Origin of the sequence: Neobacillus niacini (genome assembly GCF_030817695.1) — a bacterium.
In the GTDB taxonomy this organism is placed as follows: Bacteria; Bacillota; Bacilli; order Bacillales; family Cytobacillaceae; genus Neobacillus; species Neobacillus niacini_F.
Window position 1 is genome coordinate 3,988,487 of the sequence record NZ_JAUSZQ010000002.1, and the last position, 25,420, is coordinate 4,013,906.

General features: G+C 38.2%; 24 protein-coding genes and 1 riboswitch. Of the genes, 2 read left to right on the top strand and 22 right to left on the bottom strand.

The window, feature by feature from the left end; genetic code table 11:
* Positions 1–34 precede the first annotated feature (34 nt).
* On the top strand, positions 35–865 hold the full coding sequence (locus QFZ28_RS20055) for a glycosyltransferase family 2 protein (protein ID WP_307196281.1): 831 nt from the start codon (positions 35–37) through the stop codon (positions 863–865).
* A gap of 9 nt (positions 866–874) precedes the next feature.
* Here QFZ28_RS20055 and QFZ28_RS20060 read toward each other — a convergent pair whose 3' ends face one another.
* The 6 genes from QFZ28_RS20060 to QFZ28_RS20085 all read right to left on the bottom strand — a co-directional run bounded on the left by QFZ28_RS20060 (position 875) and on the right by QFZ28_RS20085 (position 7,174).
* On the bottom strand, positions 875–2,158 hold the full coding sequence (locus QFZ28_RS20060; protein ID WP_307196282.1) for a glycosyltransferase family A protein: 1,284 nt from the start codon (positions 2,156–2,158) through the stop codon (positions 875–877).
* 93 nt (positions 2,159–2,251) lie between these two features.
* Positions 2,252–3,403 carry a hypothetical protein gene (locus QFZ28_RS20065; RefSeq protein ID WP_307196283.1) on the bottom strand — a complete coding sequence of 384 codons (1,152 nt, stop codon included), beginning with the start codon at positions 3,401–3,403 and terminating at the stop codon, positions 2,252–2,254.
* A gap of 89 nt (positions 3,404–3,492) precedes the next feature.
* Complete coding sequence (locus QFZ28_RS20070; RefSeq protein WP_307196284.1) at positions 3,493–3,681, bottom strand: hypothetical protein; 189 nt, start codon at positions 3,679–3,681, stop codon at positions 3,493–3,495.
* Between the two features lie 115 nt (positions 3,682–3,796).
* A complete protein-coding gene (locus tag QFZ28_RS20075) occupies positions 3,797–4,480 on the bottom strand; it encodes a DUF1796 family putative cysteine peptidase (RefSeq protein ID WP_307196285.1) in 684 nt (227 codons plus the stop codon).
* A gap of 105 nt (positions 4,481–4,585) precedes the next feature.
* Entirely contained in the window at positions 4,586–6,289 is a 1,704-nt protein-coding gene (locus QFZ28_RS20080) for a LamG-like jellyroll fold domain-containing protein (protein WP_307196286.1), read from the bottom strand.
* Positions 6,290–6,424: 135 nt separating this feature from the next.
* Complete coding sequence (locus tag QFZ28_RS20085; RefSeq protein ID WP_307196287.1) at positions 6,425–7,174, bottom strand: sugar phosphate nucleotidyltransferase; 750 nt, start codon at positions 7,172–7,174, stop codon at positions 6,425–6,427.
* A gap of 181 nt (positions 7,175–7,355) precedes the next feature.
* On the opposite strand from QFZ28_RS20085, the gene QFZ28_RS20090 reads away from it, so the two are divergent.
* Positions 7,356–7,568, top strand: coding sequence for a DUF192 domain-containing protein (locus QFZ28_RS20090; protein WP_307196288.1), 213 nt, complete (start codon positions 7,356–7,358; stop codon positions 7,566–7,568).
* A gap of 160 nt (positions 7,569–7,728) precedes the next feature.
* On the opposite strand, the gene rfbB is transcribed toward QFZ28_RS20090, so the two are convergent.
* The 16 genes from rfbB to QFZ28_RS20170 form a co-directional block, all read right to left on the bottom strand.
* A complete protein-coding gene (gene rfbB, locus QFZ28_RS20095; RefSeq protein WP_307196289.1) occupies positions 7,729–8,727 on the bottom strand; it encodes a dTDP-glucose 4,6-dehydratase in 999 nt (332 codons plus the stop codon).
* Positions 8,727–9,581 (bottom strand): dTDP-4-dehydrorhamnose reductase, encoded by an 855-nt coding sequence (rfbD, locus tag QFZ28_RS20100; RefSeq protein WP_307196290.1) that lies wholly within the window; start codon positions 9,579–9,581, stop codon positions 8,727–8,729. The genes rfbB and rfbD overlap by 1 nt, the downstream gene beginning before the upstream one ends.
* 3 nt (positions 9,582–9,584) lie before the next feature.
* Complete coding sequence (gene rfbC, locus QFZ28_RS20105; RefSeq protein ID WP_307196291.1) at positions 9,585–10,145, bottom strand: dTDP-4-dehydrorhamnose 3,5-epimerase; 561 nt, start codon at positions 10,143–10,145, stop codon at positions 9,585–9,587.
* A gap of 1,254 nt (positions 10,146–11,399) precedes the next feature.
* The gene (locus QFZ28_RS20110; protein ID WP_307196292.1) at positions 11,400–11,651 is read right to left on the bottom strand and encodes a hypothetical protein; all 252 of its coding nucleotides are present in this window, start codon (positions 11,649–11,651) and stop codon (positions 11,400–11,402) included.
* Positions 11,632–11,716, bottom strand: a riboswitch (cyclic di-GMP riboswitch). Its footprint overlaps the gene before it by 20 nt.
* Positions 11,717–12,043: 327 nt before the next feature.
* Positions 12,044–13,738, bottom strand: coding sequence for a sigma-54 interaction domain-containing protein (locus tag QFZ28_RS20115; RefSeq protein WP_307196293.1), 1,695 nt, complete (start codon positions 13,736–13,738; stop codon positions 12,044–12,046).
* 146 nt (positions 13,739–13,884) lie between these two features.
* Positions 13,885–15,348, bottom strand: a complete 1,464-nt coding sequence (putP, locus tag QFZ28_RS20120) for a sodium/proline symporter PutP (protein ID WP_307196294.1) — start codon at positions 15,346–15,348, stop codon at positions 13,885–13,887.
* Between the two features lie 123 nt (positions 15,349–15,471).
* Complete coding sequence (gene pruA / locus QFZ28_RS20125; RefSeq protein WP_307196295.1) at positions 15,472–17,040, bottom strand: L-glutamate gamma-semialdehyde dehydrogenase; 1,569 nt, start codon at positions 17,038–17,040, stop codon at positions 15,472–15,474.
* A 28-nt stretch (positions 17,041–17,068) separates the two neighbouring features.
* Positions 17,069–17,983: a proline dehydrogenase gene (locus QFZ28_RS20130; protein WP_307196296.1), complete on the bottom strand. Its 915-nt coding sequence runs from the start codon at positions 17,981–17,983 to the stop codon at positions 17,069–17,071.
* Between the two features lie 463 nt (positions 17,984–18,446).
* On the bottom strand, positions 18,447–19,334 hold the full coding sequence (locus tag QFZ28_RS20135; protein ID WP_307196297.1) for a GHMP family kinase ATP-binding protein: 888 nt from the start codon (positions 19,332–19,334) through the stop codon (positions 18,447–18,449).
* 12 nt (positions 19,335–19,346) lie between these two features.
* A complete protein-coding gene (locus QFZ28_RS20140) occupies positions 19,347–19,538 on the bottom strand; it encodes a hypothetical protein (RefSeq protein ID WP_307196298.1) in 192 nt (63 codons plus the stop codon).
* Entirely contained in the window at positions 19,538–20,095 is a 558-nt protein-coding gene (gene cobO / locus QFZ28_RS20145) for a cob(I)yrinic acid a,c-diamide adenosyltransferase (protein WP_307196299.1), read from the bottom strand. Before cobO ends, QFZ28_RS20140 begins: the two co-directional genes overlap by 1 nt.
* A gap of 15 nt (positions 20,096–20,110) precedes the next feature.
* The gene (locus QFZ28_RS20150; RefSeq protein WP_307196300.1) at positions 20,111–20,680 is read right to left on the bottom strand and encodes a nitroreductase family protein; all 570 of its coding nucleotides are present in this window, start codon (positions 20,678–20,680) and stop codon (positions 20,111–20,113) included.
* 1 nt (position 20,681) lies between these two features.
* A complete protein-coding gene (gene cobA, locus QFZ28_RS20155; protein WP_307196301.1) occupies positions 20,682–21,467 on the bottom strand; it encodes a uroporphyrinogen-III C-methyltransferase in 786 nt (261 codons plus the stop codon).
* A 2-nt stretch (positions 21,468–21,469) separates the two neighbouring features.
* Positions 21,470–22,525 (bottom strand): nicotinate-nucleotide--dimethylbenzimidazole phosphoribosyltransferase, encoded by a 1,056-nt coding sequence (cobT, locus tag QFZ28_RS20160; RefSeq protein WP_307196302.1) that lies wholly within the window; start codon positions 22,523–22,525, stop codon positions 21,470–21,472.
* Positions 22,522–24,039: a cobyric acid synthase gene (locus QFZ28_RS20165; protein ID WP_307196303.1), complete on the bottom strand. Its 1,518-nt coding sequence runs from the start codon at positions 24,037–24,039 to the stop codon at positions 22,522–22,524. Before QFZ28_RS20165 ends, cobT begins: the two co-directional genes overlap by 4 nt.
* Positions 24,032–25,402 (bottom strand): cobyrinate a,c-diamide synthase, encoded by a 1,371-nt coding sequence (locus QFZ28_RS20170; RefSeq protein ID WP_307196304.1) that lies wholly within the window; start codon positions 25,400–25,402, stop codon positions 24,032–24,034. Before QFZ28_RS20170 ends, QFZ28_RS20165 begins: the two co-directional genes overlap by 8 nt.
* Positions 25,403–25,420 lie beyond the last annotated feature (18 nt).

The window sequence follows — 25,420 nt, forward strand, 5'->3', positions numbered from 1 at the left end:
CCTTTAGAAGTCCCTTTGTGGAGGATAGGAAAAAATGATCCAAAATAACAAGGAGTTAACGGTTTCTTCCCCATTAACCTCAATCATTATTCTTACTTATAACGGCCTCTCATATACAAAGGAATGTATAGCAAGCATTTTTAATCACACAAGAGAGGACTTTGAATTAATTATCGTAGACAATAAGTCAACTGATGGAACAGTCGGATACCTGAAAACATTACCCAAAACAACCGTCATTGCCAATAGGATCAACCGAGGATTTCCCGGCGGTTGTAACCAGGGATTATCGGTTGCAAAAGGAGAAAATATTGTTCTTCTAAACAACGACACAGTTGTTACGGCTGGATGGCTCACCCGTTTATTATGGTGGATGAATCAGGATGAATCGATTGGAATTGTTGGACCAAGGTCTAATTATATTTTACCTCAACAGTCGGTTCATCCGGTACCCTATGATACCATGAGAGAAATGCAGCTTTTCGCTGCCCGTTGGTCAAAAAGCCATTTCAGGCAGGGTTGTGAAGCCGATTATTTAAGCGGACTTTGTATGGTATTCAAGAAATCCCTCATTGATCAAATTGGGGGACTCGATGAAGGGTTCAATCCGGGATACTTTGAAGATACGGATTTCAGTGTGAGGGCACGTATCAGCGGTAAAACGTTATGGGTGGCTAATGACGTTTATATTCACCACTATGGGAGTAGCAGCTTTAAGACCAATCCATTTCAGCAGCGGAGAGCCATACTTGAGAGTGAAAAAAAGTTTATGGAAAAATGGAAAATTACCGATTTAAGTAGAATTAACGTAGTGGTAAACCGTGAAAAGCCATTCAACAGGGAACGACATTATATTCCCTTTTGAATGGCTTTTTCAATGAATATATTTCCATGTAAACGGCACGCCTTGGTTAAATCGGTTAATAAATGAACGGCCGATGATCACTGGATTCCTTATTGGCAGATTAAGTTTTTCCGCAACATTTTCCTCTATAAGATGCAGGTGATTATTTTGACTGAGATAATACCTTTTTTCTTTAAATAAAATACCATCCGGTAACAATGCAGAATTTACTCCGATCTCTTCGATAGCGGGACCATCCGGTATTTCCGACAATAGTCGGTCATCCACCATTACTATTTTATTCCATTGAAATTTATATTGTCTAAACGTTCTTTCATTATTAATTAATCGCTTTTGATTATTTTGAAGGTAATATACGGATGGATGATGATGTGATTTAATTAGTCTTTGATTTGGCATGATTATGAGATTTTGAAAGACGGTATGGTCCACAGGTGTTCCTTTATTATATTTAAAAAGGAACGGATCAGGGATTGTTACGGCTAGACTTGGATCATATTTTAATCTTTCTAAAACTTGAGGCATTACTTCTCTTCTTTCCTGATTATCGATGATATAAAGATCTGATGAGAGACCTTTAACAAGAGTTCCATTTGGGATATTTTCTGGCAAAAACTTATAAAGCCTTTGGAAAGAATAAGGGTCTTTTAATGCGATATCAAGGGTTTGAGGAATAGGAAAAAATAATGAAAAATTAGTTAAGCGTTTCCAGAAGGCTGCATCTCCATTAAACCAATAGTCTGGGTCGTCATCCCAATAACTCCCATAAAGGTTGTATATTTTTTCGAGAATCTTCCTTGTATGCATGATGGAACAATGATCGACTACTCCAACTGGATTGTTTAAAACCCCTCTTGTTTTCCGAACAAACTGTTGTACCACCTGGGCGGTTTCATCGATCCACTTCACCAATTGTTGTGAATATACAATATCAATATTGGGATTTTGAACGAAGATTTTTACCATTTTTTCTATTCTATCCTGTAAAAAAACATTGTCATCGGTTAGATAGGTAATAAATTCTCCTTTACTCTTTGGAATGGCATTATTGATTAATGTTGCATATCGTGTAGTTTTAAATCTTTCTTCATCCTTTATATGGCTATTGAAATAATAAATTCTTGGATCATGTAAATATCTTTTAATAATTTGGACCGTCTCTTTATTCGAGTTATCATCCATAATAAAAAGTTCCCAATGTGGAAAAGTTTGTTTTATGACACTTTCGATTGCTCCGGCAATCGTTTTCGGTTTATTATAACTCGTTAAAATAATGGAAACGAGCTGCTCCATTTTACCACCTCGAATGTACTCTCCTTACAACTATCATAATCCTATAATCAGTGTAGTAATTTTAGACCAATAAAATATTTTATTAGTTTTTTCTTAATTTCTTACTTCCGTTATTTCATCTAATAGGCTTTTTAGAAAACAGTTCGTATCGAGAACATTTTGATGTTGTTCCTCTTTCAAAAAATTGAAAAGTAAATCTTTTAGGTCTAAAGAAAGAAGTGGACTAAAATAGGCTTTTTTAATATCCAAACAAGTCTCCTCAGAAAATTCTTTGTTCCCATCACTAACAGCTAATTCTTTCGAGTTTAAATAATCTATTCCCCATATTTCCTTTAACCATTTTCTATCGTCTTTGGATATTTCCAATATTTCACCCTTGTCAGCATGTGGAATATCAAATTTAGGTCCTCTAATCGTTAAAAGCGGAATAATATCTCCATTAGATCTCTTTTCATTTAATTTGTTGTTTTGGCTTAAAGGTAATTTTTCATTTATAAAAGAGATTAATTCTGCTGATATTTTTGAAATACTCACATTCGCTCTAGCCATCCTAAATTGTTTTATTTCCGATTCTTTAAATCCTAGTAGCGACAAAAAATGTCCATTAATGCTATAGCTGGATTGAATGGCCTCTTCAAAAGGGTAAACTTTAACCTTGTCTTTCCCAAACACTTCTATAAACTTACTTATACTACTAGTAAATAAATCTTTTACTATGGTTTTAAGCTCATTAAAAGCATCGTGATACGTATATCCCCCTTTTATCTTTTCTTGAATCGAACTAATCGACCAAGTCAAAGGATTTCTTACATATATGATCACTTTAAAGGTAACATCATTGGAAGACAATGACTCAAAATATTTCTTTAATAAATGTAAATTCACCATTGATAGTGAAGAAATATCTTCTCCCACAATAACTAACTTAGATTTCCGAATTTTTGAAATCTCCATCTCTAAAGCTTTTAGGTTTTGAGTATTAATTTTTTTAATTTGTTCGATATCATAGCCTAACAAAACGTTAATATGATATTTTTCAGGGAAATCACAAAATGCACTATAGATAGGGATAGAATGATTGGGATCTAAACTGGCAGGATATAGATAATCTTTTTTTTCCATTAGTATATTGTTCGCCTGCGAATAAAGTGTTGCTTGTATACTACTTGTCCCTGTTTTATGCAAACCTACATGCAAAATGACCTCATTAATCGTCTTGTTATAATCCCCCATACTTCTTTCCATCCTCCCAGTCCTTTTTCCAAAATACAGTATAACGTTTAAATTTTTCATTCCAGGTTACATTCGTTTGTAAATTTTACACAAACTTACTACTAGTCTTGCAATAGACCATATAAAATGATTTTTTGACACATTTGCAGATACGATAATACCAATTTGAGCTCATGTACTCTTTCATAGTTACTTTGCAGCTCAAAATCACTGACGGCTGCATTGATGTAAATAATGGCATGGCTAATTTCTTTTAATACCTGATCTAAATGTTGGTTTTCTGAATCCAATTGTAATCCACTCCTTTTAGCCCGGCTGAAATGCATCTGTTTATCTTATTAAAGTTGATGAATCAGATTGTTTACCAAAGTCCCCTGACCTCATCGACAAGCAAAAGAAGTGATCTTACTTAGTTACTATTACTCCATTTAGGATAATATCCCAATCTTGGCTGTTCCATTGTGTTTTATCTGAACGTACAAATGGAATAGACACACATACTGCTCGATCTAAATCCCAATTTTCTTCCCTTAATGCAGGTAATCCTTCTACTGGATTAACGACCAATATATGATATTTTCCGTCCGTTAGCCCCTTTAGTATTTGGCTTAGTTCTGCCACCTCTTGGTAACTCGCATTATAACGAACAAATAAACTCATTTGACTCTTACTTATTCTTTCATAAAACCTATTAATTCTTCGGTTAAGCGTTACTTTAAACGAAGGATAGAACATTTCCCAACTTTGATTAGGGATAACCGGAAAATCATGATAGGAAGCTATATTGTTCATAGTATCCTGTATAATATAGGTTTCCCTTTCCGTTACGGTTTCTTGGTCATCATCATTTGTAATAACAAACTTTGATTTATTCACATATTTCATATTTTTAATATCCATATAACTTTGAAATCTGGTTTTTAATAATCGATTAATGTCAAGAAGTGATGGAGTGGTGACCCAATCAAATGGGCCTGAAAATTTTCTTAATTGATGCTTCTTTAACTCCGTGGCCACACCACACCAAGACCCTAAACTGACAATAACATCATAAGGTATCTTAATATCTTTTAATTTCAAGTTTCCCACACCTTTTTAAATGTAAATTTTTTTTGATCAATCATTTTAAACATTCCTTTATTAAGAAATAGTGAGATGATTTAACAGAACACAATCATATTGGGGAAAGAGTGGTTATGACAAAAAATGGGTATTCGAATATTGAAACGGATTCTTGTACATACGTTGTAAAACTGGATTCTCCCGATAGTTCAGTTGTGCTTTCCTTTGTATTTTTTCATTATTTCGATAGTGACCATAACTCCAGGGGATCTTTTTAAATGAATCTTGGCCCATTTCGTTTAATTCCTGTAAATATTGCGAGCGAATGAAATAAATGGGATTCGCGGGGTCTGGTACATAGTACTTTGTTACGGATAGATTTGCTCCAGAGTCAAGACCAGAGAAATGGACGAATTTTAAAGCTTGGTTATTAACTAAAAACTGACCTGTTTCCGCCAAATGGATCGTACGCTTGGATAAATTCCAAGGCGCCACATTATAACCCGGATGTTTTAGGATAAAAACATCAAAAAAGCTGGGAGCTAGATCGACCCATTTTTGATCGGTAAAAAGTCCATTTGCTGTGTCGTCATAACAGTATTGGAACAGCCTGTCTCTCCACCATGAAATAAATTGCTCAGAATTAGCCTCTCTGTTTATAGCAAGAAAACCTAAATTAAAAATTCCTTTTCGGAGTATTTGAATCTCGTTACCCTTAATAGAAACAACATTATCTTTATTTTCAGGTACTAACAGATGCGGGGTTACAATAATAGAATGATGATCTAAAAGGGAGTAGAGTTCAGTCAATCGATCTAGTACATAAATATCAGGATCCAAGTATATAAATTTACTATGATGCTTATACGTATTTAATAAATAAGTAAATAAAGATCCTTTTACGGCTGTTGATGCTTCTAATGCATTATGCCTAAATATAAAACGATAGAAATCAGCAATACCTAAATTTTTGGCTAAAATGATTTCATCAAAGTAAGCAAAAGTTTTCGCGGCCGGGGGTACCGTTTCTTCGACTAAACAAACAACCATTTTAGAATCGGGGTGAAACTTTTTAATCGATCTGGCTAATACCATTGCTTTTGGTAAATAGTTTGAACAGATAGAAGTACAAAAAACGATGTTATCATTTACTTCTTTTACTAATGGAGCAGAAACTTTTTCAACCAATGGGTCATTAGCTAGTTTTAATTCTTTATCGTCTGTTTGATTAAAGTTGGCTTGGATTCCGTCTGTTAGTTTCCAATAAACGTAAAGGCCCTTTTCATTTCCGGTTAATCGTTTGGATAGATTTTTCCTAATTTGTTCTTCCGATTTAGCAAAATTCCAAATACGAACATCTTTTAAATAGCCAACATAAAACCCGTACGGTTCTAATCCGCCTAAAGTACCTGACGGATGAACATGTTTTTTATTACTTTTCAACCCTATTTTTACTAGTTTCCCATTTATATACAGTGATGGTGTTTTATCATCATAAACGATAGCTATATGCGTCCAATTCAATATTGGTGTAGGATGAACTAGTATTGGGGGAAGGTAGTTTGAACTATGTTCGTAAACAATTATCCCATTTGTTCCAACTGAAACACCCATTCCAGCATTTTCTTCATCGTCTCCATAACCGGGTCCAATCACATATCTTTGGCCAGTTGTTCCTCCATTTCCGGATGTTCGTTGTATTCTATTCATCAGTTGTGAAGCTTCTGGTTTTACCCAAAATTCAATGGTAAAGGTGTTGTTTATATCTTTGAATAACGGTTTGGTTTGAATTAAATCAGCACCAGAAAAATAGAGAGAGCCATGTTTAAATTCCATTTTCTCAAACCACCTTTTGGGAGTTTTTTAAACGAATTTGCATAAAAAATGAGTATTCGCAAATTGAAGGTTTAATTATAGGATCTGAAGTAAATTAGCAGATGCCTTTACTAGCAGTATATCGATTATTTGGAGCTAGAGAAGTTTCTCAGGGGCGCCCTCCAATATACGATTGTATATTAATGTATTGGCTCTAAATAGTGATTCATGGGTTCCGGCATCAATCCACCAGCCGTGTAAAATATCATATTCAAGCTGGTCTCTTTTAATATAAAGGTTATTTAGGTCCGTTATTTCTAATTCTTTACGGTATGATGGTTTTATTTCTTGAATGAGTTCAAATGCTGTTTGATCATACATATATATACCGGTTACACAATAGTTGGAAGGTGGATTGTTGGGTTTTTCTACAATAGACATTATCTTTTTTTTCGTTTGATCTATTTTGGTTACCCCGTATCGGGAAGGATCCGTGACCTCTTTCAATAAGACCCTTGCACCGTTTTTTTGCTTGTTATATGAATCCACATATGGTTTCAATGAATCTTCAAAAATATTATCTCCGAGTATGACAACGTACTTGTCTTGGCCTACAAATTTTTTTGCACTCATTAGTGCATCAGCAATTCCTCCTCCTGTATTTTTTTGTATTTTGTATTGCAGCGAAACATTCAACCCTTCACCATCTCCCAATAACTGGATGAAGGAACTAAGGTGATCTGTATTCGTAATGATTAATATTTCATGAATACCACATTCTCTTAATTTTAGGATAGGCCAATAGATCATGGGATACGCACCGATTGGTAATAAATGTTTATTGATATATTTAGTTAACGGTTCCAGTCGGGACCCTGTTCCCCCAGCAAGGATAACACCTTTCATTTCTGCCAATAGCTCCTTTTAATTAGTATGTTGTACTATTAAGATTTGACATTCGATTATACACTTTATGAATTGAAGCTTGTTTTGCTTCCTATATTGGTAGAATTAGCAAACAGGTTAATACCCTAAAAAATGCTTTAACATCAGAAAATAGGAATGATGTTCATGCCGTTAACATTATGTGGATAAATTGCCAGAGAACGAGGGGATGTTATTTGTGTTTTCAGAAAAAACATATGGCGGCTTTTGGATGAAAAACACATTAATTCCTTTATCTATTGCTTTTCTTGATTCAGATGGGAGAATTCTAAAAATACGGGACAGGAGCCCTGTTAAGAGGAAATATGTCCTACTTATGATCCAGGGATTTATTATTATTATGCCATTGAAGTGAATCTTGGTTGGTTTGAAAAAAATCAAATTAAAGAAGATGATTATGTAAAGGTTTGATTGAATTCATCTCCCCGGAATCAGGAGAGTAACCTGATTCCCTTTGTGACGGTGAAAAAAACCCGTACCTAAAATGTAAGTACGGGTTAATAAGAGAACTTAGATTATTTATTTTTATATTCCCCACTAATTATTTGCTCCCACCACCACTTGTTATTTACGTACCAATCAATGGTTTGAGAAATTCCTGTTTCAAAAGTATAAGTCGGTTTCCAACCTAGATTTTCAAGTTTCGTTGCGTCTATTCCATAGCGTTTATCATGACCTAAACGATCCGTTACAAATTCAATTAAATCTTCTGATTTCCTTAAGGTTTTGATAATGGTTTTAACCACTTCCAAATTCGTTCGCTCATTATGCCCGCCAACATTATATACTTCACCATTAACCCCTTGATGTAATACAAGGTCGATTGCTGCACAGTGGTCAATGACATGCAGCCAATCTCGGATATTTTTCCCATCGCCAAAAACCGGTACTTTTTTGTCATTTAATACACGAGAAATCGTTAAAGGTATCAACTTTTCTGGAAAGTGGTATGGTCCATAGTTATTGGAGCATCGAGTAATATTAATGGGAAGCCCAAATGTCTCGTGATAGGCTCTAACCATTAAGTCAGAAGATGCCTTACTTGCACTATATGGGCTATTCGGTTGCAATGGAGTTTCTTCTGTAAAAAATGCAGTTGGGTCAAAGTCTAACTCCCCATATACTTCATCTGTAGATACATGCACAAATTTTGAAACGCCTATTTGTTTTGCAGCATGTAGCAATACTTGAGTACCCAGAACATTTGTGCGCACAAATATTTCAGGCTCGGTTATCGAGCGATCCACATGACTTTCAGCTGCAAAATGGACGACAAAATCAAAATTTTCTTTTTCAAATAGAGGCATAATGGCACTGCGGTCTGCAATATCTGCCTGGACAAAATGGTAGTTGTCTTTCTTTTCAATATCACGATGCTTTGTTAAATCTCCTGCATATGTTAAAAGGTCAAGATTATAAATATCATACTGAGGATATTTATTGACCATATACTGAACAAAGTTTCCGCCAATAAACCCTGCCCCGCCAGTCACTAAAATCTTTTTCCTTGCCATTATTTCACCTCGTCTTTTGGAGCGTTCAAGTAATGGGTTAAAGAGTCCTGCCATTGAGGCAATAGGTTAAATCCATTATCAAGCAATTTTTGCTTTGACAACCGGGAATTCTTAGGGCGTACCGCTCTCGTAGGATATTCTTCTGTTGTAATAGAACTTACTATTATATTTTTCTTAGCTTGACGGAAAATTTCCTTTGCAAAATCAGCCCAGCTGCAAAATCCTTCGTTCGTTGCATGGTAAATTCCATATTTATTCGTTTCGATCATGTCCATTAATAATTTAGATAAATCAAAAGTATTCGTCGGGGAACCAACTTGATCTCCTACAACATGTAACTCATTTCGAGATTCTGCTAATCGCAGCATGGTTTTAACAAAATTGTTTCCATTTAACCCGAACACCCAGGATATTCGTACAATAAACCATTCTGAAAGAAGTGATTGGACCAGCTTTTCTCCTTCAAATTTAGTTAGTCCATAGTAGCCAGCTGGGTTTGGGGTATCTGTTTCAACAAAGGGGGTATCACCTAGACCATCAAATACATAATCTGTACTAATATACATAAATTTAGCATGAGCATCTGCTGCTGCTGCTGCTAAGTATTTTGTTCCGTTAACATTTACATTCCAGCAATTTTCCTTATCGTCTTCCGCTTTATCAACCGCTGTATAAGCGGCGCAATGAATAATCGCATCAGGATTAATCACCTTAACATACTCATATACAGAATGCTCATCAGTTATGTTTAGTTCAGCTGATCCGATACCAACCATTTTAAAACCACGTTTTAAACCTTCACGAACCACATCGTATCCGAGCTGTCCAGTATAACCTGTCACTAAAATCTTCATTGTCTACTCTCCATAAATAAAATTATTCTCTGCCTTTGATAGAACTGGTGCATTCTCATCTTTAGCAGATAGTACAGGTGTAATATCAATCGGCCACTCTACACCGATTTCTGGATCACTCCAAAGTATACCGCGATCACATTCAGGTGCGTATAACTCGTCCACTTTATATTGAACTTCCACATCGTCAGTTAAGGTCATAAATCCATGTGCAAATCCCTTTGGAATTAATAATTGTTTCTTATTCTCCGCACTTAACTCAAGTCCAAACCATTTTCCGAAAGTAGGACTTCCTTTGCGAATATCAATCGCAACATCATAAATGGCTCCTTTGGTACAGCGAACAAGCTTGGTTTGTGCCTTAGGGTTTAATTGATAATGTAAACCCCTTAATGTCCCCTTAATTGCTGAAAAAGATTGATTATCTTGAACAAATTGGATTTCGATTCCTAATTCCTCAAACTTTGGGCTATTGTAGGTTTCCATGAACCAGCCGCGATGATCCCCAAATACCTTGGGTTCAATAATTTTTACACCCGGTAAGGAAGTTTCTTTTACTTTCACGTAATACACCTCCCATTTAGTACTTTATGCTGCCGCTAGCCACTTTTAATAAATACTGGCCATTTCAAGTTTTTAGAATTCTTTTCTCCTGATTCAAATCACTTTATCTTTTTTCCACGATATTTACCAAGCCCATGTTTTTGAAGGGTTAAAAAAGGCACCTTTAAGGTACCTTTTTCGGAATCGAACATTATGGGTGTGAAAGTTCTAATATATTAATATGGCAATTCCTATAAATAGCTCGGGGATTTGGTCAATTTAGGTTTAATTGGTAAATAAATCAAATTTTAGCCAGTACTTTTCAATTGTGAAACACCATAAACTCTTAGAGAAACGCCTCTGTCAGCTTATTATGGGACTTTGACTGCTCTATTTATGGAGTAGTCTTTTTTTATCCATCCAATTCAGACAGTTGAAGAAGAAGTTACTTACTACGATCAATGAAATAAATGCAAATTGAGTAGATATAAAATTAACAGTGATTTGGTCTTTATAAACACTAGGTCGTATCTTAAAAAATAACGGCGAAAATGGGAGATAAATTTATATAATTACCAGAAGAAGAACAAACTTTCGGAGTAGATTAGTAGTGGCGTTTAACAAAATATGGACAATATTCAACCGAGAAGAGTTTTTTAATTTCACATGATAGTTTGTCGGAGTTTACGAATAACGATTACTATAATCGTAGTTTATTTTATTGGCTAAATCTTTTAATGTGTCACCGTTTTTTTCTAAGAATTTTTATTTTGTTATTCATTGTTCGCTCTCCAACTAACTTTTTGGCAATAACTTTAAATATATGATTTTTGTTTCTAATACATAGGTTTGGATGAGGGGGATTTCCACTTATAAAACCGAATAAGTGATATGCAGATCTTTAGAACATGTCGTTCCCCTTACCCCGAGAGATTCTTCGGTGCTGCTGTTCCAAGTTCTTCACACCTTCCATGGTCTTCGCCATCTTATCAAGGCTCGACTTCTCTTTAGCCACCAGAGGTGGGTTCCTTTGACGAGACGGCAGGATTCACTTTATGTTACAACCTGTTAGTTTGCTCGCACTCTTCTAGAGAGTTACTTTGTCACAGGGCTTCAACCTTAGAATTTCTTCACCAGTGGCCTGTCAGCTACTGAGCGTCTTGGTACTTACTCAGATTGGACTTTCACCAATTAGCAATTAACGGCTTGCTGGGCACGCATAAGAAAAAGGATTGCCGTAACAATCCTTCTCAGATAAACTTAGTTCCGCAAAAATTACTCACGAAGCTTACGTATATGTTCAATTATGATTTTCAAATCCGCTTCTGTTAATTTCTCTCCATCAATTACCAAATCATACTTTTCAAAAAAATCCTCGGAAGAAATATCAATTTCTTCATGATTACCACCATAAATGGATTTTTTAGTTATTACATCTAAGGTGTGAGTAATTTTCTTTCTGGGCCTTTTATCCTGATTTGGCATTTTTCTTCTTCCCTCCACCTTATCAGGTAACCCAACTACCATAGGACTTATCCCTTAGGTTTGTGGTTTTGCGTCCTAACCTTTCGATTAGTTTGCCTTTTTCTGAATACTAATATTAGTATTATTTTAACAAGTACCAGATTAAAAATATAGTGGCAAAAATTACACATTATTCCCAATATTAACCTTGGCACAACCCAAATTTGTACAATTTGTATTGCGTAGAACTTCCGCAATTGTAATATTGTAACCATAATCAAAGTTAAAAATCTAAATTTTATAATTTCATCGCAAAAAAAAGACATCCTGTTGATCTTCTTTTTGATATATCTTTAAGAAAATTAATTTATTTTAAAGCTTCATCTTTCCACATAAACAAAAGAAGCTGAGGCTTTCGCATCAACTTCTTTTTGTTAAAGATTTAATTAAAGATTTCAACTTAATCCATATTCTTTTATTTTGTTATATAATGTCCCTCTTGAAATGCCAAGTAAACTGGCTGCGGCACTTTTATTTCCATACGTTTTTCTTAATGCTTCTTCAATCTCTAATGCTTCTGAATTTTTTAATCCTTGCTCTTGTCGATTGATTTCGCCTTTTTTTGAGGAGGTTAGGTTTACCATTTCCTTGCTCCTAATATTCTCCGGCAGATGCTCGCTCATAATAGATCGTTTATCATTAAGGAGGATGATCCGTTCAATCGTGTTTCTAAGCTCCCGGACATTTCCTGGCCAATCATAATTCACTAACTGGGTGATCACTTCAGAATCTATGTCTGGCGCTGGCTTTTTATAATTGGAGCTAAATTCCTGAATGTAATTCTTGGCTAATGATACAATATCCTCTTTTCTTAACCGAAGGGGCGGAATATCGATACTAATCACAGATAAATGATAATATAGTTTTTCGTTAAAATTTCCTTCTCGAAGGAGAACATCTATCGATTGTGAAGTGGAAGTAATAATTCTCGTAGGAGATATAATTTCTTCAACGCCTCCAACCCGGTAGAATCGGTAGTCTATTAGGTAGTCTAATAATTTCCCTTGAATGGAAAGCGGCATTTTATCGATATCTTCAATAAACAATGTGCCATTTAACGCCTGTTCTATCCTGCCGATCTGTAATGTTTGCTGGTCAGTTGAATAAATATCCTTCTGAAAACCAAAAAGTTCAATTTCTAGTAATCCTGGAGGAATAACGGAACAATTTAAGGTGATAAAAGGTCCATCAGCTTTTGTGCCCCCATAATGGATTGCTTGAGCCAACATTTCCTTTCCAGATCCGGGTTCCCCCGTTAAATGCACTGGTATATCTGCATGTGCAACTTTTTGAGCAATTTTCAAGGCTTCTTGAAATTTAGGGCTTCCACTTACCATTTTTCCAAATGGATTTGACTTTGGGACAAGCAATGCTGAGTTGGAATCAAGTTCTTCGTTAAGACGGATTATATTGGTAATATTATGTTCGGTAGCAACGCCACCGATAATTTTATTATCGACCATTATTGGTGAAGCGTTAATTAAAACATGTGTATCCTTATTGGGTCGATGATATTGGCCTCTGACAGGCAGTCCTTCATTTAATATTCTGTGAAGGACAATCGATTCATCACTAAAATGCTCCCCTATTTTCTTCCCTATTATGTGCTCTTTCTTAATCTTATATGTTTCTTCTGCTGTTAAATTCCAGTATAACACTTCTCCAGCTTCATCTACCGCTGTAACAGAGTCATTGATTGTTTCAGCTAATGTTTGAAAATAAGCTAAAAGTTGACGCTTCTGTTCCTCTAGCCTTTCAATGTGCTGTTCAGATGTTAGGATACCAATGATTTCCTTTTCATTTTTTACCAGAACTGGTCTGCGCCAATCTACATCCGAATAGTACCCCATATCGGTTGAAACTACTGTGGAAGGGAGCCAATTAAGAGATTCAAGCCAATCAATGATTTTAGTTGATTCATTGCCCAATTCTATTAGCCGGTACTCATAGTTATGAATGATAAAGTATGCTCCACCAGCCACAACGACAAATTTATACTTATCTAGTTTCTTTTTTATTTCTGCTAATGGTAGATGGTCATGTACTATTGTAAAGGAGTCATCGAGATGACATTGCCCACTTTTAAACATACTAAAACCCTTTCACGCTTTTTATTCACTTTAACATAAAATTATCTGTACTTTCTAGCTAATAGGATAAAAAGCTGAACCCATCAACAGGATCAGCTTTTTTCTGAGCAATAAATATACTTAATAACCACTATTGACGTTTTAACCTACGCAGAATGTTTATACTGATCAAACTCTCTTTTTAATTTTTCATTTGGTTCGGGAGTTAGTAAACTAACAATCCAAATAGCAGCCAAACCTACAATGAATCCTGGAATAATCTCATATAAAGTATTCACTAATACCGGTACATTTGCCCAAATAATAACGGTAACAGCCCCGCCAATAATTCCTGCGAGCGCACCCCATCTATTCATCCGCTTCCAATAAAGACTCAGGAGAATTACTGGCCCAAAAGCAGCTCCAAAACCTGCCCAGGCATATCCGACCAGTGATAAAATCGTCCCATTTTTATCAAATGCAATGACAACAGAGATAACTGAAACAACAAGAACCGAAAGCCTGCTTATCAACATTAGTTCCTTATCTGTAGCTTTTTTTCTAAAAAATGTCTTATAAACATCTTCCGTCAACGAGCTTGCCGTAACAAGCAGCTGAGAAGAAATGGTACTCATAACCGCAGCCAATAAGGCAGCAAGCAAAAATCCAGTAATAATCGGATGAAATAAAACCTCACTTAGCTTAATAAAAATTGTCTCTGGATCCGATAAGCTAAGTCCCTGTTTGGAATAAAAGGCCAAGCCGATAAATCCAGTAAACATTGCGCCGCCAACGGAAAAAATCATCCAACCCATTCCAATCCGTCTTGCTTTTTTTATTTCTTTAACAGATGAAATAGCCATAAAGCGGACAATAATATGCGGCTGTCCAAAGTAGCCTAATCCCCAAGCCATTAAGGAAATAATCCCTAACAAAGTGGTTCCTTTAAAAATATCAAATAGATTAGGATTAATTCCCTTAATTTCACTAAAAGCCGGTCCTAGTCCACCCACTTCCATGATGGTCACAGCGGGAACAAGAATAAGAGCGGTAACCATTATCAAACCTTGGACAAAATCAGTCCAACTTACCGCTAGAAATCCTCCGAATAATGTATAACCAATTACAACAGCCGCGATAATCCAAAGTCCTACCTGGTAATTAAGATTAAACGTTGTTTCAAAAAGAACCCCTCCCGATACCATTCCGGAAGAAACGTAGAAAGTAAAGAAAACAATAATGACAAGTCCTGAAGTTAAACGAAGCATGGACGATTGATCGCCAAAGCGATTTTCCAAGAAAGCGGGAATGGTCATCGAATTGTTGGCGTTTTCTGTATAGATTCTTAATCTTGGTGCTACATAAAGCCAGTTAAAATAGGCACCAATGGTTAACCCTATGGCAATCCATGATGCACTTAGTCCTTGAGAAAACATTGCACCTGGAAGACCCATAAGGAGCCATCCGCTCATATCAGATGCCCCTGCACTTAGTGCAGTAACTGCTGCTCCAAGCCCTCTTCCACCAATCATATAATCTGATAGATTGGATGTCCGCTTGTAAGCAAAGTATCCAATTAGCAACATACCAGCCATATAAATACCAATAGAAAAAAGTATTTGTGTATTCAAACCTCATCCCCCGTTCTGTTCTCTGGCTAAAAAAATAGTAAAAAAGCGCTTACAACAATTATTATTTTTATTTTAAAGCTCTAGGAAATCCCCCGTGAAGGGATTTCCTAGCTTTTCTTTTTATTATAATTTTCTAGATTTCAGCTTAGCTTGAGTAAACAACAGTAAATAGTCGTATCCGCCCGCTTTTGAATCAGTACCAGACATATTAAATCCTCCAAATGGATGGACACCAACTAAAGCACCTGTACACTTTTTATTAATATAAAGGTTTCCACAATGCATATTTTCAAGCGCATAGTCAATTCGCTCTGTGTCCTTTGAATGATAGGCACCTGTCAATCCATAGTCAGTATCATTATAAATCTCAATTGCTTCCTTCCAGTCAGAGGCTTTAGCAAGGGCCAGAACCGGACCAAAGATTTCCTCCTGCATGATGCGTGCTTTCGGTTCAACATCAGCAAATACAGTTGGTTCAATATAGAAGCCGTTCCCATTTGCTTTCGATCCACCAGTCAGTAATCTGCCTTCTGTTTTGCCAATTTCAATATAGCTCATGATTTTATCCACTGACTTTTGGTCGATAACTGGACCAATGGCATGGTTCTCCTCTGGAATGCCAACCGTTAGATTCTTGGTTAACTCTGTCACTTTTTCAACCACTTCGTCATAAACAGATTCGACGATAATGGCTCTAGAGCCGGCAGAACATTTTTGCCCTTGGAAACCAAAAGCGGAAGCAACGATTGCTGCTGCTGCTGCATCCAAGTCAGCTGTTTCATCGACAACTACACCATCTTTACCGCCCATCTCCGCAATAACACGCTTTAACCACAATTGTCCTCGCTGTACTTTTGAGGCTCTTTCGTAAATTCGGCAACCTACTGCACGTGATCCTGTAAAAGAAATAAAACGAGTTTTAGGATGCTCTACTAAATATTCACCAACGTCGATTCCATCTCCAGGGATAAAGTTTAGCACTCCTGAAGGAAGGCCGACCTCTTCCATCAATTCTACAAACTTTGCTGCAATGACTGGTGTAGCGTCAGCTGGCTTCAAAATAACCGTATTCCCTGAAACAATCGCTGCTACTGTTGTCCCTGCCATAATCGCTAATGGGAAGTTGAACGGAGAAATGACAATCCCTACACCAAGAGGTATATAGGAAATTTGATTGTCTTCTCCCTCAATTTTTGTAAGCGGCTGATGAACACTTGTTTCACTAAGGCGAATCATTTCTCTTGCATAAAATTCAAGAAAATCAATGGCTTCTGCTGTATCTGCATCTGCTTCTGCCCAGTTCTTTCCTGATTCATACACTAGGTAAGAAGAAAACTCATGCTTTCGCTGTCTCATTAAATCTGCAGCTTTGAACAAATACTCTGCACGCTCAGCAGGTGCAACCTTTTTCCAAGTTTCAAAAGTTTTCAAAGCTTCTTGCATTGCTTTTTCTGCTAATTCTTTGTTTCCTTTACTAACAAAACCCACTACTTCATCTACATTTCCTGGGTTAATGGAAATCGTTTGGTCCTCAGTGTATAGTTTTTCACTGCCAATCACCAATGGGTACTTCTTTCCAAGCTCTTTTTTGACTTTCGCAAGTGCCGAATACATGGCTTGCTTATTTTCTTCAATCGAAAAATTCGTGAAAGGTTCATTTTTGAAAGAGGCTATTTTTGTTGCAGTTGTCATATTATTACTCTCCTTTTATGTAAAATTGTTATTTTAGTAGATTTTTTAACACGAACCAGACATTAGCTGGTCTTTCGGCTAACCGTCTCATAAAATAGCCAAACCAGTCGACTCCGTACGGAACATATACACGTACTTTAAATCCTTCTTTTACAAGCTTGTCTTGAATATCCTCACAAATGCCGTATAACATCTGGAATTCAAATTGCTCTTTTGGTATTTGATACTCACTAACAACTGATTTCGTATATTCAACCATCGTTTCATCATGGGTTGCAACGGCTGTATAATTCCCGTTCAGGAGATGCTGCTTAATAATTTTTTTGAAATTATCATCTACATCTTTTTTCTCAGGAAATGCTACAGATGGAGACTCTTTGTAAGCTCCTTTTACGAGACGCAGATTGGCTTTTTGAAGGTTCAAGTCAGCAATATCCTGCTCCGTTCTATAAAGATATGCTTGAATAACCACACCTACATTGTCATATTCCTGGCGTAACTCTCTGAAAATATCTAACGTGATTTGGCAATGCTCGTAATCTTCCATATCGATTCTGACAAAATTTTGATGAAGTTTGGCACGGTCAAGAATTTTGCGCATATTTCTCATACATACTTCCCGGCTAATATCCAGTCCTAGTGAGGTCATTTTTAGAGAAAGATTTGACTTTACCCCGGCTTCCGCAATAGCATCAAGAGTTTGGATACACATTGCTGTTGACTCTTGGGCTTCTTCCTCGGTATAAACAAATTCCCCAAGATGATCTAGGGTTACAACTTTCCCTTCACTATTTAACTTTCTTACAGCCTCAATAGCTGTCTTAATCGTTTCTCCTGCTACAAATCGTCCGGCACCAAAACGCAATCCGTATTTCTTTGCAAGTTTATTGGCTGAGGTATTTTTCCCTAGTGATTGAAACATATTTCTCATCAGTAATTCCAAAACAATTCCTCCCCCTTTTCAATATAAACACTATTGTTTACCATTTAACGCCTTTACACAATTTTATAACATTTTTAACAAAACTGTCTATATATTTTAAAAATAAACAATATTGTTAAATATAAAGAATGAATATAACCTTTTTTAAACACCATTTATACACTTTTGTTAAATTGTTTTTTGAGTTTTTCACAATAACAATCTACCTCCCGGACGTAAAAAAGCCTTGATTTCTCAAGGCTTTTATTTTCTTATATGAGTTGAAAAATACCATTCCGAAAAAAGAATGCTAAAAAAAGGAATATAAATTTTATCTCCGCAGGATAGAGCAACAGTTTTCTAAACTGTAGGTCGGAGGTTCGAATCCTCTTCGGGACGTCACTTATTCATCTTTATATTGAATAACGAATTTTATTTCTAGATTATTTCTATTATTTTTAAACTAAAAGAATCCAATACTCCCTTATTGGATTAAATTAAATACTATATTTTCATCGCTATCATATTGAAAAAGTTTTATATTTGAACCCATGAAAGGGGTCGATAATTCCCTTGATATACGTGAAACTACCTTATGGCAATCCGGGATATTTCGATCTAATAAAATTCCCGCGACTGTTCCACTATGGGCAACTACTATTCCTCCCTTATAGCTATCCGCTAATTTTTCAAAATGATGAAAACCAGATTTCGGCAATATTTTTTGATTTACCCGGGCACTAATCGTAGCTGCCCTGCAAATACAAGCTAAATTTCGTTCCTTAAAGCCTGTTTTCACCAGATTATAGGCTTTCAAAAATTGCTTTTGATCCTCTCGACTAAAAAATTTTAGAATTTGATTAAATTCGATGGTATCGATTGTACCTCCGAAGTCGATCCCAACAAGGATAAAGGGAGGTAATTCCCCAAAGTTTTCGATCAGCTTGCCATGTATATAATCATAGGCGACAACTTCTTCATACATCACCCCATCCGTGGGCTCAATCTGTACGGCAATATCTGAGATTAGTTTATTTGTAAGTGGAAGACAATAACTGTCAGAAATGGCTCGTAATACTGCAACGATGTCAGCAGAGCTGCTAGCAAGCCCTTTGCCGGCTGGGATATTGGAGTGTATCTCAAGAAGTCCTCCTCCCTTAATGTCAAATTGTTTAAGTAACAATTCTCCTGCTTTCTTGACTTTTGGCTTTGAATCTACAACTCTTATTTCGGATATGGCCGGGTCTGGAATAAATTTAATCTCGCTTCTTAAACTTGGGATGGGCAAGGTGATTAAAAACGGGCGGTCATTGATGATCCCTTGTACTAGTTCCCCAAACGTTCCTTGGCAGCTTCCTTTACCTAGTTTCATAATAGTAAGCTCCTAAGCTCTTGAAATAATAAGGAGGTGAGTACAAAACAAAATGACACAGATGGTCGAGGTGATTTTCATAACCTTTATGGTTCTTGAGATATCATCGGCTTCAAGCTGCCGCAACGGTTCTCCAACAAATAGCGGTGAAATAATCGCATCAACAATATTTTCCGCCACCCTGTACTTTTCAATATATGCCATTAAAACTCAATTCCCTTCACGGCAGGAATTCCTTCATTATAGTAATGCTTCACAGGTTTCATTTCGGTTACTAAATCAGCGCAATCGATGATTTCCTCCTTTGCAGATCGTCCGGTAATTATAAGATGTAACCCTTTTGGGCGGTGCTGGATCAAGTCCAGGACTTCCTTCAAGGGAAGAACATCCTCTATCGGAAATTTTTCAATCGCCAGGGCATTATTCAATTCATCTAAAATCACGACATCATAGCCGCCGAAAAGTACCTTTTCTTTCGTAAAAGCCCATGCTGTTTGTAAGGCTGTGCGGTGTTCCTCCGGTGTTTTGGTCCAGGTAAAGCCTACTCCGGTTTGAACGATTTCAATACCTAACTTTTCAAACATGATTTTTTCCCCATAGGTTCTTTCAGGGGATTTAATGAATTGAATCATTAGGATACGTTTCCCCCGTCCGGCGGCACGAATGGCGAGCCCCAATGCCGCAGTTGTTTTCCCTTTTCCATCACCGGTATAAACTAATGTAAGGCCGCGTTTAGCTTTGTTTACTATCAATTCTTCCATATAATTACCACCTCGTTACAACCAGATTGTTTTTTCTTCAAATGATGTGCGGACATGCGCTTTAGCTTTTTTTAAGGCCTCATCATCCGGATAGCCAATAAATAGGTTACCGATGATTTTCTTGTTTTCTGGTGCTCCGATAAACTCATACATCCGATTATCTCGGACAAGTCCGACTCCCCTTGTCCGCCATACGAGCCCTAAACCCAATTCCTTTGCGGCAAGCCACATGGAATGGATCGCACAGCATACTGCGTATTCGTTATCGATAGAGGCCTCTTCATCCCCTGGTACGATGTCGGCTGTGACGACAATATGGACAGGTGTGGTTTTCAGTACCTTTAAGGAGCTTTCGATCAAATGGGGCTTTGTTGGAAAGCGCTCCTGCAGGTAATCGTAGGCCATTGCCTCGTAGCGCTTCTTGGCTTTCCCTTTTATCACAAAGAATCCCCATGGTTCCCTCATCCGATCATTTGGCGCCCATGTTGCTGCTTCTAATAAGGTTTTAATTTTTTCATCTTCGACCTCTCGCTCTGCATAATCTCGAATCGCTCTTCGATTTTTAATCTCCGCTATAATCGACACCTTACTCCCCCCCAATACCGACTTCTTGTTTTTCTTCTCCTTCTTGAAACCATTGTAATTTCTCCCGTACCCCGACGACATCACCAACAAGGACAATCGCCGGATGGGTGATACCAGCCTCAAGAGCCCGTTTTTCGATATCTTTTAAGTTCCCGGTAACCGTCTTCTGCCGGGCTGTTGTGCCCCATTGGATGATCGCTGCTTTCGTATGAGGATTTTTTCCATGCTCTATTAACCTAGTACATATATAGTTTAAATTCCCAATCCCCATATAAAAGGCAATCGTATCAATCCCTTGAGCAAGGGCTGACCAATTCAATTGATCCAGTCCTTTTTCCTCCCGTCCATGGCCCGTTACAATGGCGAAGGAGGAAGCATAATCTCGGTGTGTAACGGGAATTCCTGCATAGGCAGGCGCAGCGATACCTGATGTGATCCCTGGAACGATTTCGTAACGGATCCCATTTGCCGCGAGTACTTCCGCTTCTTCGCCTACACGGCCGAAGATACATGGGTCGCCCCCTTTTAATCTCGTAACGATTTTTCCTTCGGTTGCTTTTTCAATTAAAAGCTCATGAATTTGTTCCTGAATGATGTGATGCTTACCTGGCTGTTTGCCGCAAAAAATCAGTTCTGCTTCCACTTTTGCATATTTTAGCAGTTCGTTATTCACTAAACGATCATATAAAATGACATCCGCTTGTTGGATGCACTCCATCCCATACACGGTAATCAGCTTGGGATCACCTGGTCCGGCACCGACAAGGTACACTTTTCCTTTTGTCATGATTAGACTCCTTTACGCTGCTCTTTTGAAATGCCTGCCGATGCAAACGTGGCCATTTCTTTAAGCATTAATGTCGCCGACTGTAAAATAGGAAAAGCCACCGCTGCCCCGCTTCCTTCACCTAAACGCAAATCCAGATCAAGAAGCGGCTTCTTTCCTAATAATTGAAGGGCTATTCCATGTCCCGGTTCCACGGAACGATGACCGACGATCATATAATCGCTGGCTGTTTGGCAAATACCCTTTGCCAATAACGCTGAAATCGTGCAAATAAACCCGTCGATTATAATCGGAATCCGGTTCGCAGCTGCCGCCAACATGGCACCAGTCATACCGGCAATTTCCAAGCCGCCTATTTTGGCTAGGATATCAATCGGATCCTTGGGGTCCGGCTTTCTTTCCTTAAGTGCTCGTACAATGACATTTTGTTTATGAGTTAATTTTTCTTCCGCAATCCCTGTTCCCTGCCCGACGAGCGTACCGACCTCTAGACCACTTAACACGGCTACAATTGCACTGCTTGGAGTCGTATTGCCGATCCCCATTTCACCAAGAATTAGGCATTTGCTGCCCTGCCCAATCATTTGTTCAGCTCGTTCATAGCCAACAGCGATCGCTTTTTCTACTTCTTGCCTTGTCATGGCATCCTGCTTGCAAAAATTACTGGTTCCATACCGAATCTTCCGTTTCACGACACCATCAGCCTCAATATCGGCTGCCACACCGATATCAACTACTTCAAACATCGCCCCAATTTGTCTGCTAAAGACATTAATCGCCGCACCGTTGTTTAAAAAATTCATCACCATTTGCACTGTAACTTCTTGTGGGAAAGCGGATACCCCTTCTTCGACCACTCCATGATCAGCGGCAAACACAATAACACCAGCTGGTGACACGGCAGGAAAGGCTTCGGACGTCATTTCCGCCAGTTGTATCGCCAATTCTTCTAATCTTCCCAAACTGCCTGGGGGCTTGGTTAAGGTATCGATATACTTGCGTACCTGTTGCCCCATTTCTACATTCAGAGGCTGAATTGCGGTTTTAACATTATTCATTGGTAATCCCCCTTTTTTTGAAATTCTTTCATTTTTTGTTTAATCAACTCAAGTTTTACGTTCGCCCTTACATGATCCGCTAACAGATCAAACGCTTCTTCCCGCAATTGGTTAAATGATACACGCTGATCAATTGGTTCTAAGCCTTTTGTTTGGCGAATCTGATTCAGCAGCTCCTTACGGAATTCGTCATTATGAAAAATCCCATGAAAATAGGTGCCAATGATTCTTTCATCGGCCGTTTTACAGCCATCTGATCGGCCTTGTGTTTTAATAAGCCCGCGGGATTCACTGGTCGTCTCTGTTTCTCCCATATGAATCTCATAACCTGACACGTTGAAATGTTTACCATAAAGGTGTAAGAGCCCGTTTGATAAAACAGTCGTTTTGTCTTTTGTAATGGTCGTCCGGAGGGGCAGAAAGCCAAGACCTTCGATTTCCTGATGGAGTGATTCTATCGCAAACGGGTCTTCTATTTTTTCGCCAAGCATTTGATAGCCGCCGCAGATTCCGAATAGCACGGATTGTTTTTTATTCTTTAATTCCTCTATTTTCTGAGCGATACCGCTTTTCCTTAAAAAGAGCAAATCTTCGATGGTATTCTTGCTTCCCGGGAGGATCACTAAGTCTGGACTATGTAATTGATCCGCTCTTGTAATAAAACGGACATGGCAATCAGGTTCGGCAAAAATAGGATCGACATCGGTGAAATTGGAGATTTTCGGATATTGAATCACTGCAATATCCAGTTCTTTTTCGGTATTTCGGACGGAGGTATATTGATTTAATATCACCGAATCCTCGGCATCAATATTTAAATTCTCCAAATATGGAATCACCCCGAGAACGGGTTTTCCTGTATATTTCTCAAACCACGTTAATCCAGATTCTAGCAGCCGGATATCACCTCGAAATTTATTGATGATGACGCCAATAACGCGGTCACGGTCTTCAGGCTCCATGAGCTGAAGCGTTCCTACTAAACTGGCAAAAACTCCGCCTTTTTCAATATCCCCAATTAAAATCACAGGCGCCCCCGCCATTCTTGCGACCCGCATATTGACCATTTCCCTGTCATTCAGATTAATCTCGGCCGGACTCCCCGCCCCTTCAATGACAATCCGTTCATAATTTTCTGACAGCACAGAAAGCGATTCTCGAATGAGCTCCAGGCCCGTTTCAAAGAATTCCCTTCGATACGCGCTGGCTTCCATGTTTTTGTACGGTTTTCCATGGACCACAATTTGGGATTGGTTATCCCGGTTCGGCTTAAGCAGAATTGGATTCATATCAGTTGTCGCCTGAATCCCTGCCGCTTCGGCCTGGACCCCCTGGGCTCTTCCTATCTCTTTTCCGTCTACAGTAATATAGGAGTTTAAGGCCATATTTTGTGATTTAAAGGGAACTGTTTTATATCCATCCTGGGCGAAAATCCTGCAAAATGCCGTCACGACGACACTTTTGCCAACATCCGAATTAGTACCTTGGAACATTAATGGAAGAGCCTTAGCCATTTTGTTTGAACTCCTTACATTTCTTAATCCAATTTTCGACGAGCCCAGGGCACGAGCCAAAATGAAAATGGGTATAACCTGCGATTAAACTGCCATTTTGATAGCCCTCTTGTTTAAGCCCTCGCATCCCTTTTGTTTGGTAGGCAGGCTGAAATTCTGTTCGCGGCTGAAAGGTAGAATAATGGAATTCATGCCCTCTCGCTATCAGATCTCCCTCTAACAGAAAATTTTCTTCCTCTGCTGTGATTTCACGGTATCCTAAGGCAGCCAGCTTTTTCTGCATTTTCACCTTTCCGGGAATAATCCCGACCATTTCGAAGTTCTTTTCATGTGTTGTTTCAATTGATTCCGTTAAATACATAAACCCGCCGCATTCCGCCAGGGTTGGCATCCCTTTTTCAATCGCGGAGCGAATGGAGTTTTTTACCTCTGAATTTTCGGCCAGCTCTTGGGCAAATTCTTCTGGAAAGCCCCCTCCAATATATAGGCCATCCACCTGTTCTGGCAGCGTTTCGCCCTTTAAAGGCGAAAACTCAACCAGCTGGGCTCCGGCAGCCTCCAGCATTTCAAGGTTTTCCTGGTAATAAAAATTAAAGGCCGCATCTCTTGCCACAGCCAATCGTACGGCTGCCTGTTGACTGCTCTTAAACTGCGATTCTTTTACCTCTAAATATGGAGCCTTCGCCAGTTCATATAGAGAATCCACATTTACCGTTTCCAGGACTAAATTGCCAAGCTGGTCAAAAAACGGGTCTAATTCCCCGCGTTCAACAGAGGGAATCAACCCTAAATGGCGTTCTGGAATGGTTAGCTCCTCGTCTCTTTTCAAATAACCGAGGACAGGAATTCCGCACTCTTGTTCAATCGCTGTTTGGACAATTTTAAAATGTCCCTCGCTGCCAACCCGGTTGGCGATAACTCCGACAATATTTACTTCCTTGAGAAACTCCTGAAATCCCTTGACAATGGCAGCAGCGCTTCTGGCCATACTGGCACAATTGACCACGAGGATTACCGGGCTTTCCGTAATAAGACTGATTTCTGCTGTGGAGCCGGTATTGTTCATAGGATTTTTTCCGTCATAAAATCCCATGACGCCTTCGATAATGGAAATATCTGCGCCTTGACTCCCGCGGATGACAATCTCTTTGACCATCTCATGGTTTAGCATCCAACTGTCAATGTTTCTGGAAACTCTGCCAGTTACAGCCGTATGGTAGGTCGGGTCAATATAATCTGGACCGCATTTAAATCCCTGAACGGTATATCCCTTTTTCCTTAGCGCAGACATCAACCCAATCGTCAAGGTTGTTTTTCCGACACCGCTTCCTGTTCCTGCAATCACAAGTCTACGACTTGACATCCCATTCCTCCTCCTGCA